We start from the raw sequence: 16,718 nt of genomic DNA, 5'->3' as shown, positions 1-16,718 counted from the left end.
TATTTAAATAATAGATACCCCTGCGCGAAAACGAACAATAAATGTATCATAACGATGCACATTACTGGATTGAAAACAAATGTAATTAATTGACTAACAATACTATAAATACATGGCACTTAATTTGAGTTCTTAATAAAGATTACTGTATATATCATGAGACACGGCAAGCAACTGGAAAGGCGTACTTTCAACCAGGACCGTTTTGAAATACTTATTAAGCGGCAAAAAAACGGTACAGCCACCTTTAACGAGCTCACCGAATTGGATGAGATCGTAAACCGTGACCCTGAGATCCGTGAAATTGTTTTGGAGGAAATGCAGGACGCCGATACTCCAAAGCTTCCGGACGATAATCAAATTCAAATGGTTGAAAAACCGGTCAGGAAAAGTTTCATCGAAAAGATAAAAGCTTTCATTGATCGCTTGTTCGCAGTTCAAAGCGATGATCTTAATCCGGCCATTGCTGCATAAAGTAATGTAAACCTGCAAACAATTTTTAATTGGCACGCCATTCAAAACAAAACGGAACAATCTTTATAGATATGTTTGCAACACTGTTATAAAGCAAACTGTTTATGAAAATATTTCAGCAAATCCTTCAGCTTAGGGAGCGCAAAAGAGGTTTTCATCTCATCACGGCCGAAGTAATTAATGCCCTACCTCAAATACACGAGTTAAAAACCGGTATTTGCCAAGTATTTATCCAACATACTTCGGCATCATTAACCATTAATGAAAATGCCGACCCAACCGTAAGGCAGGATTTTGAAATGTATTTCAGTAAAACCGTACCCGAAAATGACCCGGATTATTTACACGATGATGAAGGTCCTGATGATATGCCTGCCCACCTGAAAGCTGCGATGCTGGGCAGTTCAGTAACTATTCCTATCCGCAATGGAAGACTGGCTTTAGGAATGTGGCAGGGAATTTATTTGTGCGAGCATCGTAACCACGGCGGCAACCGCATGCTGGTAATATCGGCATGGGGCGAATAAATAATGAATAAGTGTTAATTATTATTGTAAAAAGCACAATTAATTTACACATTTGACTAACAATTGTAAATTAATGCTTTTTTAACGGGTGTAACACAGCAAATTTGCAAGCTTATATCGAATGTTATTCTATATTTGTTTTTACCATAAAATTATTACTGTTTATAAATGCTCAAGTACTCCAAGCAAACAAGGTTATTATTAGCTGTTGATTGTATCATTTTTGGCTTTGATGGCGAAGTTTTAAAGATCCTACTGATAAAAAGAGGCTTTCAACCCGAAAAGGGAAACTGGAGCCTGATGGGTGGCTTTGTTCAGCCAGATGAAAGTCTTGATCAAAGTGCCAACCGCATTTTAAAGCAATTAACCGGCTTGGAGGGCGTGTACCTTGAACAATTATATACTTTTGGGCAACCCCAGCGCGACCCTATTGAGCGTACAGTATCTGTAGCATACTTTGCACTGGTTGATATCCATAAATATGAAGCCCAGATCAGTGATGATTACCATGCCGAATGGTTTCAGCTTAAACGTGCCCCTAAATTGATATTTGACCAACAGGAAATGGTTGAGCAGGCCCGCAAACGCATCCGCTACAAAGCAGCTATGCACCCTATCCTGTTTGAGCTTTTGCCCACTAAGTTTACCATCCCGCAATTGCAAACTCTTTACGAAAGCGTGTTTAATACCACTATTGATAAACGCAATTTCAGTAAAAGGGTGCTGGCAACCGGTTTACTCATTAAACTGGCCGATAAGGATAAAGCAGGCTCAAAACGCGGTGCTTATTATTACCAGTTAAACATGCAAAACTATTATGCCAAGTTTCAGGCATTTATGAACTTTATTCCTAATCCCGATTCGCTATAACAGTTCTTTGAATCATTTTTTATTTGAGCCGTTATGCCGGTATTACCTGCAGAAGGTTTAATATTTTTGAATAACAGTTAAAACTAACTGTACCTGAGCCTTTTTTATTTAACATTCTTCAACCATACATCTTTTTATCCGTATAATAGCTTTAGGCTATATCATGAACCGTTAGCCCGTTTTGCAAATATTAATTAATGAAAAAAAACGTAAGCCTTTTAGTATTACTGTTGCTTGCTGTATCTGAATGTTTCGGCCAATTCAGGGAGGTTAATAAACTAAAAAAAGACTTGCCCTTAACTCATGATAGCATACAGTATGTAAATACGCTTAACAGGCTGGGGATGCTTATGTATGAGCAAAATATCGACAGTGCTTTCAATTATGCTAAAAAGGCCAGAACTATAGCTGAACGGCTTGGCTATAAGGCCGGAAAGGCCGATGCACTAAATGTTATAGGCATTGTTTATGATCTTAAAGGCAATCTGCAACTTTCACTACGCTATTATAACGAGGCTTATAACCTGTACAAAGAATTAAATGATACCTCAAACGTTGTACAGGGGCTAATGAATATTGGCCTTGTTTTTAACGAGAACAAGGAAGATAAAAAAGCGATAAACTTTTTTAAGCGGGCATTAAACATTGGTAAAACCCTGCAGCGCGACTCTATCGTGGCGTTGGTGCTGTGCAATTACCTGCTCTTATACCCCGGGCAAATCCCCAAAGATTCGGTTGAAATCTACCTTGATAAAGCACGCGAAATTGGCACAAGATATAAAGATAAACGTATGCTCGTTGAAGCAGACCAGGTACAGGGATTGCTATACCTTCAAAGCAATAACCGTGAACAAGGTGTGGCGGTTTTACAAAAAGCAGTAGATAATGGTTTAGCCATGGAGCTTTATTACCTGAGCCTTGATATAGTCATGAACCTTGGCGATTTGTACCTCGAAAATAATGTTCCCCAAGCTATTGATTACTACAAACAGGGACTTTCTATTGCCGAAAAAAGCGGCTATCACTATTATGAAAAAATCTTCGGGAAAAAATTATATGATATTTATATTGCTCAAAATAATCTGCCCGAAGTACAGCGCTACAGTTCAAAATTGCTGAAACTATATGACGACGAGGAGAAGTACACTAATACAACAGGCTTTGATTATATTGATTATGCCCTGAAAGACCAGGAACTGGAAGCTATAACCATCCGGAGCCAAAACAGGCAGGTGCTTGCGATTGTACTTGGTGTTTTATTTGTGATAACCGCCATTACCGTAATATTTACTTACCGCCTTTACAACCTGAAGAAAAAGCATGGCCAAACATTGGAAGAGCTTAATCACACCGTACAGCTACGAAACGAAAAACTGCAAATAGATCATGAATTCAACAACCGGCTGGTATCTATTCTTGCGCATGATTTCAGGCAGCCAATAGGTGCACTCAAAACACTGGCAACGGTACTTAAAGACGCCGATACTTTTACACGGGAAGAATTGATGGAATTGGTAGATACCATGGAGCATTCTTCAAATATTTCGCTGGAGATTTTTGAAAACATATTGCAATGGATCAAACAGCAATTGTCGGGCTTTAATTACAAAGCTGTTCCACTGCCTTTAAAGGACCTTATAGATGAGGCAATACAACCATTTTACTTAATGGGTAAAGACCGCGGGCTTAGGTTCGTAATCAAAGTGGACCCGGCCATTGTTATTCACGCCGACAAAGAGTTGGTACAGTTTATCCACCGCAATTTTATACATAACGCCATTAAGTTTTCGCCAGATAATTCAACCATTACTATAGGTGCATCAAGCGATAACAACGATGTAACTGTTTGTGTACAGGACGAGGGAAAAGGTATTTCGCCCGATAAGCTGAAGTCGCTCTTTAATTTTAAAGCCAACATGCAGTACAGTAACGAAAAGGAAAAAGGCGCGGGCGTAGCGCTCATGATCTGTAAAGATTTTACCGAAAAAATGAATGGCCGGATCTGGGTTGAAAACAACAAGGAAAAAGGGGCTATTTTCTGCTACTCATTGCCCAATATCCATTAACCTCTTAATTGTAATTTTTAAATTACCTGTTGAAAAACAATATTTTAAGTTCGTAAATTTCAGTTCAAATACAGTTTGCTATACCCTGTTATTAAACCTATAATTTATGAAAACTTATTTATTACTGTTTGCAGCGCTACTGCTTTCTGCATATTCCTTTGCCCAGCAAATACCTGCCCGCTGGGACGAGCTTGTTGCCTCAGATTTTCCTGCTGCGCTCGCAAAATCGTCGAAAACTTGTATCCTGCCCATTGGGATCCTGGAAAAACACGGCCCCCACTCCCCTTTAGGCACCGACCTGATCCACGTACGTGAGTGGGCTGCCCATGCTGTTAAGTCGGAATATGCTGTTGTATTTCCCGATTATTTTTATGGACAGATCAATGAGGCCCGCCATCAGCCCGGAACATTTGCCCTGCCAAGCAAAGTGATCTGGGATTTACTGGAAGCTACCTGTGATGAAATTGCGCGAAACGGGTTTGATAAAATAGTAATACTGAACGGCCATGGCGGCAATCCCGAGTTTATCCAGTTCTTTATGCAATCTCTGCTCAACAAACGTCACAGCTATGCAGTATATTTTTATAACCCGCATGGTGCAGATAAGGAATACACAGATCAATACCGCAAAATGCATAAATCAGCTATTGAAGGTGATCAGCATGCCGGCGAAAGTGAAACCGCGTCGATGCTTTACTATCGCCCAGATCTGATGAAGATGGATAGAGCGGCATCGCAGTCGGGCGATAATCAGCACCGTTTAAACCTGGCCAATATTTATACACCTATATGGTGGTATGCCGCTTACCCTAACCACTATGCCGGTGAAGGTGCTAAAGCTACACCCGAATTTGGCAAATTTATAGCAGAGCATGAAATAGCCAGCTTTGTACAAGCGCTCAAAGCAATTAAGGCCGACACCAGTACCATCAAATTGCAAAATGAGTTTTTTGATAAGGTAGATGCGTTGAATAAGTGATCTAAATAACCAGACTTACGAAGTTTAATTACTTCGTAAGTCTTCAATATGCTAATCAGTCCTCCTTAGCTCCCAAAACCTCGTCTATCATCCCAAAAGCTTTCGCTTCTTTAGCTATCATCCAGTAATCCCTGTCGGATACTTCATAAACCCTGTCGTAGCTTTGCCCGCTGTGTTTGGCTGTGATCTCGTACAGCTCTCTCTTCATTTTAGAGATCTGTCGGGCAGCAATTTCAATGTCCGATTCCTGCCCCTGCGCTCCACCTGATGGCTGGTGCAGCATAACGCGTGAATGCGGCAACGCAGCCCGTTTGCCGTTGGCACCGGCGCAAAGTAATGTCGAAGCCATTGAGGCAGCCATACCAGTACAGATGGTAGCTACATCAGGCGATATAAACTGCATGGTGTCATAAATTCCCAGTCCGGCATATACTGAACCGCCCGGTGAATTGATATAGATCTGGATATCCTTTTTAGCATCGGCCGATTGCAGGAACAGCAATTGCGCCTGGATGATATTAGCCACCTGCTCATCTATCGCAGTGCCCAGGAAAATAATCCTATCCATCATCAGCCTCGAAAAAACATCCATTTGCGAGATATTGAGCTGTCGCTCTTCCATAATATAGGGAGTCATACCCATCCTTAATTGGCTGTTATTTACCTGCGCAATAAACCTGTCGACATGTAAACTTTGGACACGGCGATGCCCCACCGCATATTTGCGGAACTCGTTTTGATTGATATTCATAAAATTTGATGTTTAGCGTTTACCGAACAAACGCATGACCTTTTGCCTGAAACCCGCATGCTCAGGCAAGCTGAATAGCTTTTGATGTACGGTTTCAATTTCGGCCTTAAGGCCGTTACGGCCATATTGCTGCACCAGGGCCAGAGTTTGTTTATGCCACATCACCTTATACTTAAGGCTTGGGTTGATGATCCGTTTGGCCTCGAACAACAGTGCCTCATCAGGCGCAGTTTGCCCAATCAAATGATCGTCAATTTCTTTGATCTCATTCAATGAAGTCCTCATAAGCCAGTGATTGTTCTTTAACTGTTTCCCTTACCTTTTCAATGCATTTATACTTCTGCACAGTAGCAGACCGCTCGCCCGCGTAACCAAACAAATCCGCAAGCTCCTTCATGGGTAGTTTATGATAATAAAAAGCGCTTAGCAACTCCATGCATTTTTTACCGGCCGTTTCCAGGTATCTCATTAGTTTAACTGCCGATGGCTGATCTTCAGTTTCATCTGTAACATCAAAATCTTCGGTGCAATTATCAAGCGGCAGGTTATTGCGGTCACCCTTAAACTTTTTGAACCAAAGATGTTTGGCAATACCCAGCAGATAAGCCTTTTCACCGTTATGCAGGGACAGATCACTGTTCACCGCCTTTTCATAATAAATAACAAGGGCATCCTGAAAAATATCTTTTGCGTCGTCAAAGGAACCACCCATCTTGCTTATATATTTAGCCACTGTTGGGAAAGCGCTTTGGTAAAGCTCCGTAATGAGTTGTTCCCTTTGGACGGCCGGTTTATCAAAAACTATCTCATGTGCCATGATCAATGCGTTTAATAATAAGTGCGCAAAACGAGAGATATATCACCGTGAATTTAAAAAATTATTCCCAGGATAGGATGATAGAATTATTTTCATCCTTATGGAAAAGGATATTGAAGGGGCTGCTGCCCTGTCATGAACTGCCTTTTTTCTAAAGGTCAGCCCATCCCGAGTTATTTTCAATACAATTAAAACCACTCGGGGATAGCAAAAAATTATGTTTTCTTCGTAAACTCCTTTTGGTACATGAGTGGGCTTTTACCTGTTACCTGTTTAAAATGCTTGTGAAAAGTGGAGAAATTATTGAACCCACTATCGTAACAAAGCTGTTTAATGTTGAGCTTGTTTTCAATCAGGAGCTTGCAAGCGTAACCTACTTTTATCTCGATTACAAACTGCGAGTAGGTTTTACGGGTTTTTGATTTAAAGTATCGGCAAAAAGAGTTAGCGCTTACGCCGGCTATATCGGCTATTTCTTCCAGGTAGATCTTTTTACGGAAATTACGTACCGAGTACTCATAAATGTTATTGAGCCTATCGCTTTCCGATTCATTATGATCGTACTTAAAACCTATAGAAGTTAAATAATTAAGCGGCGAACTGCCTGCTATCGTATTCAATGCTTTGAGTAGCATAATGATCCTTTCTGCCCCATCTGTGTTGAGCATAGTGGCTAAAGTGTTGGCAACCTGCTTTTTTGTTTCGCCTGTTATCTGCAATCCACGTTTAGAGCGCTCAAGCAGTACCTTGATCAGCTTATTTTCAGGGAGTTGAAGAAACTGATCGCCCCAAAAGTTTTCGCAAAAATGTACCACGATTGTATCAACCGGCACCTGCCCGCTGCCATTATTAAAGTACATGTCGTCAAAACGCCAATAGTGCGGCAAGTTTGATCCAACCAATACCATATCGCCGTCTTCAAACTGCTTAATACTATCGCCTATAAACTGCGTTCCGCCACCTTTGATGAAATAAATCAACTCCAGTTCGGGATGGCAATGCCAGCGATTATTGATATCCGGTGATACGTCATGCCTTACGCTAAAGGAATGCGCAGGATCGGCAGAAACTTTAAGTAAAAGCGGCTTCATTCAGTTTTATTTACAAACAACGGGCTAAATGTAGTTAAAAACTGTAAAAAAAGCTTATTTTTTATGAGGAGCTAAATTAACAAAATATTCGAGATGCGAAGCCCCGCAAAAACGGCCCGGGTAAATCAATACATAAAAGTTTAATCTTGGTTTGTGTAGCTTAATTAAATAATAATAAAAACGAGAATAATACCTCACGGTTATTGGATTGATATACAGATTGATTAAATAATAAGTGAGTTTAACGGAAAAATCAAAACCTTAATAAGTTCATTAACGTATAATTAATAAAAAAAAGGACGTCCCGTATCTCACCCCGGAACGCCCTGCAGTTATTTATGATAACATCAACTAAATCTCAGATCATCATGTTTTGATCTGAACTCTCCATCTTTCTCAGGGATGGGAAGGTTTTTAATATTTTATGAACCTTGCCGTTCATTAAAACGGTGGCGGTCCGCCGGGACCGCCGCCCGGAGGTGGACCACCTGGTCCGCCACGTTCCATAGTTGGCCTTTTGCCGGCAAATTTCTGCAGCTTAAGCGTAAAAGTTAGCAGATAGTAACGCCCCAAACGGTTACTGTTGGCTTGAGTGATATAGCTGCCGTTCTGAGTGGTTGTATAACCGGTGTTTTCGTTAAACACATCCATGACCGAAAAGCGCAGGGTGCCTGCATTGCCCTTCAAAAACCGGCGTTCTACATAGGTATTCAATATATTAGGATTAGTAGCACCGGTATAGCCGTAATAGATCATTTTTGAATAATCATAACTCAATGTCCAGTCTTTAAAATAGCTTTTGCCATTAACGCCCAGGTTAAGGGTTTGGAAATTGCTGTTAACGTTTGCCTGTTTGATGGAGTTGCTTGAGGTATTAACGCTATAAGTAGTGCTTGCTTCGGCATCAATAACATCGGTAATGCTTACCCTAAAGCGTGCGCCTTGAGATAACACCAGGTTTTTGGCGATATTTTTCTCGGTTGTCATGTTATAGGTAGCGGAATCCACATTACTTATATATGAGACGTTGTTATTGTATGAAATGTTACCTATCATGAACAGATTATATTTTCTTTTTTGCCATGGCTTAGCAAACACATAAAATCCTTGTGCCGAGTAATAGCCATCGGCATTCAAATACTGGGTTAAAATACTTCCGGCCAGTTTGCCGTTGGGCGTATAGGTTTTAGGATAGGTAATGGTATTGGCTACTATTTTATTATCAGTTTTAATGAACGACAGGTTACTAAAAAATACGTTGCCGCTTTCAAAATTGAACTTATTGTATTTTAACGAAAGTGTATTATTAAACTCCGGTTTCAGACCGGGGTTACCCTGTACCGGGTATGATGCATTGCTGAAATCTGTAACAGGTTGCAATTCTGTATAAGTAGGCTGATTGCTGCTGCCGTTATAATTTAAACTAAGCGATTGGCTACGCGAAAAGTTATAAATGAACCTTGCAGTAGGTGCCCAGTTAAAGGTATTGTTATTGGTTGTAAACGGTATACCATCAACTATCGACGATCCTTTCAACAACGTAGGCTGTGCTACCACGCCCAAAGTGTAGTTGTATTTTTTATCGATAAAACGATAGTTAAGCCCGAACCGGTTGGTAACGAAGGTTGAATTATAGTTATTGCTCAACAAATCGTACCTGTTTATATTTCCATCATCGGCCAGGGTGTCGGTAGCTTTATCAGCAGTGGTATAGGCGTAGTGGTAGGCATAGTTCAATTCCATGTAGCCCTTTTTACTTATCGGTTCCATGTACGATACAGTAGTCCCTAGGCTATCGGTACGGCTATCGGTATTGATGAACTGGTTAAGAGGGGCATTACGGGCGCCATCAATATAGGTATAAACCGGGTTTTGATATTTGTTAATGGTATAGCTGCCTGCACCCACATTTACACTGAAGTTACGCCCGTGAGTGTTGAATTTATGATTAAACAACACATTAACACCATAGTTGGGCTCTGTTGATTTACTAAGGTTTGCAAGACTGTAGTTTGATACCGTTTCCGAATTTCCGAGCAGCAAACTGGTTGCGTCGGATGTAGTATTGATACTTGCATAAGCATATGTTGGGGTGATCTTTATATAGTTTACGGTATCGGGTTTATACTCAATGTTGAAGTTAACCCGGTGGTTCAGCTTTTCGTCCTGCTGGTTATTGGTTTGCGTATTGGTGCTCGGGTTGGTTGATGAAAGATTATTTTGAATGGTACTGCTGATGGTGTTCACCGAATTATCGGCAAAGCTGTAACTACCATAAGCGGTAATCTTCTTGCCCCAGCTATCGCGATAATTGAACCCAAATGAACGTGCGGTAGTGATCCCGTTTGATGAATTACTGTTACCGCCCGGAGGCCCACCCGGTCCGCCGCCTCTTGGACCACCACCCCCAAAGCTAAACAGATTGGTATTGGTATTGTTAAGGTTACCTAAAAAGGCAAGCTGCCTGTTGCCGTTAAAGCTAAACACATTGGCCGAAGCCACATACCTGTTGCTCTCCTTATCGCTTGAGACACCGGGAATGGCATCACGGCCCCCTCCTAAGCTGGCCTGGCCAAAGTAACCATAGTTTTTATTTTGTTTAATGGTAATGTTCAGTACCTTATCCGGTTCACCGGTTTTTACACCGGTGAGATTTGCCTGATCGCCATAGTCATCAATGATCTGGATATTTTGTACGATATCGGCAGGTAGGTTTTTAGTGGCTGTTTTAACATCGCCTCCAAAAAAATCCTTGCCGTTAACACGCACTTTAGTCACGCTTTTGCCCTGGGCGGTGATGTTTCCATCTTTATCAACATCCATGCCGGGCAGCTTTTTAATCACATCTTCAACAGGGGCATTATCGCGCACCTTATAGGCATCGGCATTAAATTCTATAGTATCTTCCTTAAGCTTTACCGGGTTCACATCCGCAATAATTACGGTTTTTAACATCGTAGTTCCTATTTTCAGGATAACCGGCGGCAAATTAGCCGGCTTGTTATCATTAGCCAACACAAACCTGCGCCTGAGTGGTTCATAACCTATCGAACTAAAAACTAAACTAAACTGGCTTACTGTCACATTGTTGAATGTAAAGGTACCATCGGCACCCGTAATAACGGTAGTGCTGTCGGTACCGGTAAGCATTTTTACGCTCGTACCCGCAACCAGGTAACCGGTAGAGTCTTTTACGACACCTTTAACCGTACGACCGGTTTCGGCATTTGCGTTAAATGGTAATACAAGCGCTAAGGCAATTATTACTGCAAAGGAGTATAGGATTTTCATTTTGTGCTGTTTAACAGCCACAAAACAATAGCATTGCTTGTAGTGTAAAAAACATAATGGACAGGCACTATTAATGTATAGACAGGGCACCACTTTTCGCCCATGAAAACGGATAATTACTCTGTATAAAGCTTTTAGCAGCCTTTAAAGATCAGATCAAAGCGCTCATCGGTGTTTTTTGCCTCCCGGGCGATTATGATTGTCCTAAAGCTTTATTGATTTGTAATATTGCTGAATTATATATGTAAATTTATTTTTCGTGCACTATAGTAAACTCTTTCAATGAGCCTTAAGTCAAAAAGCAACACCATCACAATACTCATCCATGTTTTAATATGGGTAGTTTTTGGATTGCTGTTGTTCTTCTACCAGCCCCTTAGCTGGAATGTTGAAATACCGTACCAGTTCTGGGTCAAACAGGCGGTTACTCTTTTTATACTTGTTGCTGCTTATTACTTCAACAGCAAATTACTTGTTCCACGGTTTTTATTACATGATCGCATAGGGATGTACTTTATGGCTGTTGTGGGGGTGGTAATTGTTTTTTTAATGCTCAATAGCTGGGCTGATAAGGTGCTGCATATGCATGAGCATATGGAAGCTGCTTTTCACCGGCAGCACCGCCCGCCAAAACCAAGGGACCGCCGAGGATGGGATTTTTTTGGTACTGTTATCGTAGCGTTGGTTTTAGGGATCAGCACCAGCATTACCGCAATCCAAAAATGGCAAATGGATATCCGCCTGCGCCAGGCATTGGAGCAGGATAAGATCAGTTCAGAATTATCATTCCTGAAAGCCCAGATCAACCCTCATTTCTTTTTCAATACGCTTAATAACATTTATGCGCTTACGCATGTTAATGCCGAAACATCGCGCAAGGCATTGCACCAGCTTTCGCGCATGATGCGGTATGTATTATATGATACGCAGCATGGCACCGCATTATTAAGCCAGGAGATAGCTTTCATTAAAGACTATATCAGCCTTATGGAACTGCGCCTTACCCAAAAAGTAACCGTTACATTTACACCGCCTGCACATACTGATGATGTAACCGTAGCCCCAATGATTTTTTTACCTTTTGTAGAAAACGCCTTTAAACACGGCATCAGCGCTACAGAGCCGAGTGCTATCCACATCATTATCGATCAACATGATAGCCTGCTGGAGTTAAAGGTAGAAAATGGTATCTATAAAGATCATAACCCAAGCATTGGCGAAAATAAAGGTATCGGTTTAACCAATACCATTCGCCGGCTTGATTTGCTCTATGCAGGAAAATATAAACTGGATATTACTGAAGATGTAACCGCCAATATCTATACTGTTCACTTAACCCTTAACCTGTCATGATAATTAACTGTATAGCGATTGATGATGAGCCGCTTGCGCTGGGCCTGGTTTGTGCTTTTATCGAGCAAACCCCCTTCCTGAAACTGATCGACCGTTATAGCAGTGCCGTAGAGGCGCTTGTCGGCTTGCAGGATCAAAAGGTTGATCTTATTTTTTTGGACATCCAAATGCCTAACCTTAATGGCATGGAGCTGGCCCGGGTGCTTGACAGTCGCGGAGCAACTAAACCCCGCATTATTTTCACCACCGCCTACAACCAGTTTGCTATTGAAGGCTACCGGGTTGATGCTCTCGATTACCTGCTCAAGCCTTTTAACTACGAAGAGTTTCTGCATGCTTCAAATAAAGCCTTAACGTATTTTGAATTGGTGAACCGCTCAAACACCCCTGCAACCGTAGTCGCCGCAAAGCCGGAAGAAGAGGAATACCTGTTTTTAAAGATCGAATATCAACTGGTGCGAATCGCCCTTAACGAAATTCTTTATATTGAAGGTTTGAAAGATTATGTAAAGATCTATCTGCAGGATAAAGATAAACCATTGCTTTCCCTCACCAGTTTAAAAGCTTTGGAAGAAAAACTGCCATCCAAACGGTTTATGCGCGTACACCGCTCATTCATTGTCTCGCTTAATAAAATCAACTCCATTACCCGCAACGCTTTACAGATAGGCAAAGTAAATATCTCCGTTGGCGATCAGTATAAAGAAGCTTTCGGGGTGTTTTTGAGTAAGTGGAATTGACCCGGGACTAAACTGATTTGCCGGATTAAAGGATTTTAATGTCATTAAGCTTATGGTGGATGCTATCACCGTACCATTGTTTGATTTTATAGAATTGCTCAACATCAATTAATTCCTTGAATTCTTTAAGTCAATATCATAAATCCTCAAATCCATTTATTCCAAACACAGATAGAATCAGCGCAATCAAAGAAATCAGCGGTCAGGTTCACCCTATTGCAATTTTTCACCTCATTTTTACATCATTAAATAATATTCCCTACTTTTAAATTATGCAAAAGGTAAGTGAACTACAGGTAAGCGTATCAGACTTGAAAGCTTTTGAAGCTTTAGCCAATATACCCGACGATCAGCTGCAGTGGCTGATTGATAAAAGCGAGATCTTAACATTTGAAGATGGTGAATACCTGATGGAACCGGGCCAGGACCTTACGGGCCCGCATTTTATCATCGAAGGCAATATGCGCTTCTTTATGATGCAGCAAGGTTCGCGCCGTGATTATACCCTGGTTGAAAAAGGAAGTATCACCGGCTATATGCCCTATTCGCGCGGCCTTATAGCCAAAGGTTATGCACAGGCCGTTGGCGAATTAACGGTATTAAGCTATCCCACGGGCGAGATCATGGAGATGATTCGGAACCATTTTGAGCTTACCCAGGCGCTGGTTCATATCATGACCACCCGCGTACGAGATTTTACTGCCATGCAGCAGCAAAATGATAAAATGATGGCTTTAGGCAAGTTGTCTGCCGGCTTGGCTCATGAGCTTAATAACCCGGCATCGGCCATAGTGCGCGACTCGTTATCATTAAGAAAACACCTGCGTATGGTGCCCGCCCACCTAAAAAATATGTTTGCCATAAGGGCCAGCGATGAACAGGTTGACGGTCTTACCGACGAGTTGTTCAGGATCCTGAACAAAAAAGAATGCTATACCCGCCTTACACTTAAACAACGCACCCAGCTTGAAGATGAAATATCTGAATGGCTGGAAGATAACGGCGTTGAAGACGCCTATGATATAGCCGAAAGCTTTGTAGACTTTAGTTTTACCACCGAAAACCTGGAGGCCCTGAAAGCGCATATACCCGAACATGCGGTATCCATTATTATGGGTTGGCTTAGCGCCAAGCTAATGGGCGAAAAAATGATCGAGGATATCCAGGAATCGGCACGCCGTATCGCCGAGCTTGTAAGCTCGGTTAAAACGTTTACCCATATGGACCGTGCTCAGGATAAGCAATATGCCGATATTCATGTGGGGATCCGTAATACCATTACCATGCTGGGTTACAAGATCAGGAAGGAAAATATTACCGTAATTGAAGAGTTTGATGAAACCCTGCCCGAAGTGAAAGCGCTTATCGGCGAACTTAACCAGGTTTGGACCAACCTGGTTGATAATGCCCTTGATGCCATGGAAATAAATGAGAGAGGCACACTTACCATCCGCACAAAAAAAGATAACGACTTTGTTGAAGTAAGAATCATTGATGATGGGCCCGGCATCCCCGAAGATAATATCAGCCAGATCTACGATCCGTTCTTTACCACAAAAGAAATGGGCAAAGGTACCGGTATGGGCCTTGAAGTGGTGCAGCGTATTGTGAAGCAGCACCGCGGTTCAATAAAGGTAAAATCAAGGCCCGGGCATACCGAGTTTATAGTTTGCTTCCCGATAAATGGTTAGCAAAAAACTGATTTTACCAAAAATATTAGTTAATTTGCCTGCATATTTACCCTATGAGCCGTCCGATAATATTTTCCATAGATGATGATCCGCAGGTACTGCGGTCAATAAGCCGCGATTTAAAGTCGCAGTATGGCAAAGAATATAAAATACTAAGCACAACATCGGCAAATGAGGCATATGATACCCTTATTGAACTGAAAAACAGTTCGGAGGTGGTCGCCTTATTTTTGTGCGATCAGCGCATGCCCGAAATGGAAGGCGTTAAATTTCTGGAGAAAGCGAAAAAAGTATTCCCCGAAGCTAAACGTGTACTGCTTACCGCTTACTCTGATACCGATGCCGCCATTAAAGCCATCAACGATGTGCAGCTTGATTATTACCTGATGAAGCCATGGAACCCTCCCGAGGAAAAGCTTTACCCGGTAATTAATGATCTGCTTGGTGACTGGCACAGCCACTACATCCCCGAATTTGTGGGTATGAAGCTGGTAGGTTACCAGTTTTCGCCGCAATCACATGTGATAAAAGATTTTTTAGCCGGTAACCTGATCCCTTATCGCTGGTTTGATATCGAAAAAAATATCGATTCGGCCAGTTTGCTTACCATCAATAACCGCACAACCGATGATTTGCCGATGGTGATATTTGAGGATGGCAGTTGTTTAACAAAACCTACCATAAGGGATATTGCCGATAAAATGGGGAAAAATCCAACCCAGCTCACCGATGTTTACGACGTGGTGATCATTGGTGCAGGTCCGGCAGGATTAGCCGCCGCTGTATACGGTTCATCAGAAGGCTTAAAAACTTTATTGATTGAGCGTAAAGCACCGGGAGGACAGGCCGGTACCAGTTCCCGTATCGAAAATTATCTGGGTTTCCCGGCAGGTTTAAGCGGCGCCGATCTTACCCGTCGCGCCATAAGTCAGGCTATGCGTTTGGGCGCCGAATTTTTATCACCCCAATCTGTTAGCGATATCAAACAAAAAGATGGCTACAAAACCATTATTTTGGATGATGGGCCCGAGATCATCAGCCGTACAGTAGTAATTACCACCGGGGTTGATTACCGCAAGCTGGAAGTTAAAGGCGTTGATAACTTTACCGGGGCAGGTATTTATTATGGCGCGGCTACTACCGAAGCTTCGGCATGTACAGGTAAAGAAGTGTTTGTAATTGGCGGGGGCAACTCGGCCGGACAGGCAGCTATGTACCTTTCCAAATTTGCAAAAAACGTGCATATCATTATCCGCAGGGATGATTTGACGGCAACCATGTCTGCCTACCTGATCAACCAGATTGCCGATACGCCAAATATAAAGGTTATGCCAAATACCGAGGTAATTGAGGCCGAAGGTACCAACTGCCTTGAAAAGCTCACGATACAAAACTGCAAGACCAAAGAATCTGTGGTTAAAACGGCTAACGCATTATATATATTTATTGGCGCTAAACCTTATACCGACTGGATAAAGCTGGATATTATTAAAAACAGTAAAGACTTTATTGAAACTGGCCGCGAGTTGCGCAGCTATGAAAGCTTTGGAAAAGTTTGGAAGCTTAAACGAGATCCATTCCTGTTAGAAACCAGTTGTCCCGGTATTTTTGCCGCGGGCGATGTGCGTGCCGGGGCCATGAACCGTGTGGCATCTGCCGTAGGCGAAGGTTCGATGGCGATAAGTTTTGTACATAAATACCTGGCCGAAGTTTAATCATCAACTACCTATACCTATGGAAGAAACCTGCGCCCATATCGAAGCTATTGAAAGCATAACCCAACCTAAGGATTATGTTTGCGAAGAATGTATAAAGCACCATGGTACATGGCTGCATTTGCGTACCTGTCAAACATGCGGCGTTACGCTTTGCTGCGATAGTTCACCTAATACACATATGACCAAGCATTTCCACGCTACTGGCCATCCGGTAGTTATATCTGCTGAACCGGGTGAGCGCTGGCTATGGTGTTATGTGGATGAAGCCGTTAAAGGATATTAATTGGAAGTTAGAAGTCTTGATTTCTAAGTTTTAAGCCTAAGTCGGGAGTTTTAGAGTTTGGCGTTAG

15 protein-coding genes are annotated in these 16,718 nt (G+C 42.0%); 10 read left to right on the top strand and 5 right to left on the bottom strand.

The genetic code is table 11. From position 1 onward, the window contains the following. Positions 1-156 precede the first annotated feature (156 nt). The 5 genes from J3L18_RS02255 to J3L18_RS02235 all read left to right on the top strand — a co-directional run bounded on the left by J3L18_RS02255 (position 157) and on the right by J3L18_RS02235 (position 4,916). Complete coding sequence (locus tag J3L18_RS02255) at positions 157-474, top strand: hypothetical protein (protein WP_091170184.1); 318 nt, start codon at positions 157-159, stop codon at positions 472-474. A 104-nt stretch (positions 475-578) separates the two neighbouring features. Continuing rightward, positions 579-1,001 carry a secondary thiamine-phosphate synthase enzyme YjbQ gene (locus J3L18_RS02250; RefSeq protein ID WP_091170188.1) on the top strand — a complete coding sequence of 141 codons (423 nt, stop codon included), beginning with the start codon at positions 579-581 and terminating at the stop codon, positions 999-1,001. Positions 1,002-1,169: 168 nt separating this feature from the next. Next, positions 1,170-1,871, top strand: coding sequence for an NUDIX hydrolase (locus J3L18_RS02245; protein WP_090533328.1), 702 nt, complete (start codon positions 1,170-1,172; stop codon positions 1,869-1,871). A gap of 197 nt (positions 1,872-2,068) precedes the next feature. Next, positions 2,069-3,937 (top strand): tetratricopeptide repeat-containing sensor histidine kinase, encoded by a 1,869-nt coding sequence (locus J3L18_RS02240; protein ID WP_129570485.1) that lies wholly within the window; start codon positions 2,069-2,071, stop codon positions 3,935-3,937. 106 nt (positions 3,938-4,043) lie between these two features. Then, positions 4,044-4,916: a creatininase family protein gene (locus tag J3L18_RS02235; RefSeq protein WP_129570484.1), complete on the top strand. Its 873-nt coding sequence runs from the start codon at positions 4,044-4,046 to the stop codon at positions 4,914-4,916. A 55-nt stretch (positions 4,917-4,971) separates the two neighbouring features. On the opposite strand, the gene J3L18_RS02230 is transcribed toward J3L18_RS02235, so the two are convergent. The 5 genes from J3L18_RS02230 to J3L18_RS02210 all read right to left on the bottom strand — a co-directional run bounded on the left by J3L18_RS02230 (position 4,972) and on the right by J3L18_RS02210 (position 10,866). After that, on the bottom strand, positions 4,972-5,667 hold the full coding sequence (locus J3L18_RS02230; protein WP_129570483.1) for an ATP-dependent Clp protease proteolytic subunit: 696 nt from the start codon (positions 5,665-5,667) through the stop codon (positions 4,972-4,974). A gap of 12 nt (positions 5,668-5,679) precedes the next feature. Further along, positions 5,680-5,952, bottom strand: a complete 273-nt coding sequence (locus J3L18_RS02225; protein ID WP_129570482.1) for a hypothetical protein — start codon at positions 5,950-5,952, stop codon at positions 5,680-5,682. Then, a complete protein-coding gene (locus J3L18_RS02220; protein ID WP_129570481.1) occupies positions 5,933-6,484 on the bottom strand; it encodes an RNA polymerase sigma factor in 552 nt (183 codons plus the stop codon). The genes J3L18_RS02225 and J3L18_RS02220 overlap by 20 nt, the downstream gene beginning before the upstream one ends. Positions 6,485-6,699: 215 nt before the next feature. Beyond that, a complete protein-coding gene (locus tag J3L18_RS02215; RefSeq protein ID WP_129570480.1) occupies positions 6,700-7,575 on the bottom strand; it encodes an AraC family transcriptional regulator in 876 nt (291 codons plus the stop codon). A 441-nt stretch (positions 7,576-8,016) separates the two neighbouring features. Continuing rightward, positions 8,017-10,866, bottom strand: a complete 2,850-nt coding sequence (locus J3L18_RS02210; RefSeq protein WP_129570479.1) for a TonB-dependent receptor — start codon at positions 10,864-10,866, stop codon at positions 8,017-8,019. A 282-nt stretch (positions 10,867-11,148) separates the two neighbouring features. Between J3L18_RS02210 and J3L18_RS02205 the strand changes: the two genes are divergently transcribed. The 5 genes from J3L18_RS02205 (at position 11,149) to J3L18_RS02185 (ending at position 16,651) form a co-directional block, all read left to right on the top strand. Then, on the top strand, positions 11,149-12,219 hold the full coding sequence (locus J3L18_RS02205) for a sensor histidine kinase (RefSeq protein ID WP_129570478.1): 1,071 nt from the start codon (positions 11,149-11,151) through the stop codon (positions 12,217-12,219). Continuing rightward, positions 12,216-12,959 (top strand): LytR/AlgR family response regulator transcription factor, encoded by a 744-nt coding sequence (locus tag J3L18_RS02200; protein ID WP_129570477.1) that lies wholly within the window; start codon positions 12,216-12,218, stop codon positions 12,957-12,959. Before J3L18_RS02205 ends, J3L18_RS02200 begins: the two co-directional genes overlap by 4 nt. Before the next feature lie 272 nt (positions 12,960-13,231). Next, positions 13,232-14,650, top strand: coding sequence for an ATP-binding protein (locus J3L18_RS02195; protein ID WP_129570476.1), 1,419 nt, complete (start codon positions 13,232-13,234; stop codon positions 14,648-14,650). A 53-nt stretch (positions 14,651-14,703) separates the two neighbouring features. Next, positions 14,704-16,365 carry a response regulator gene (locus J3L18_RS02190; RefSeq protein ID WP_112653829.1) on the top strand — a complete coding sequence of 554 codons (1,662 nt, stop codon included), beginning with the start codon at positions 14,704-14,706 and terminating at the stop codon, positions 16,363-16,365. 19 nt (positions 16,366-16,384) lie between these two features. Further along, a complete protein-coding gene (locus J3L18_RS02185) occupies positions 16,385-16,651 on the top strand; it encodes a UBP-type zinc finger domain-containing protein (RefSeq protein ID WP_091170227.1) in 267 nt (88 codons plus the stop codon). Positions 16,652-16,718 lie beyond the last annotated feature (67 nt).

The sequence above is a fragment of the Mucilaginibacter gossypii genome (genome assembly GCF_017569325.2).
Taxonomy (GTDB): Bacteria; Bacteroidota; Bacteroidia; order Sphingobacteriales; family Sphingobacteriaceae; genus Mucilaginibacter; species Mucilaginibacter gossypii.
The sequence above is the reverse complement of the archived record's forward strand: the minus strand, read 5'-3'. Positions and strand labels throughout refer to the sequence as shown.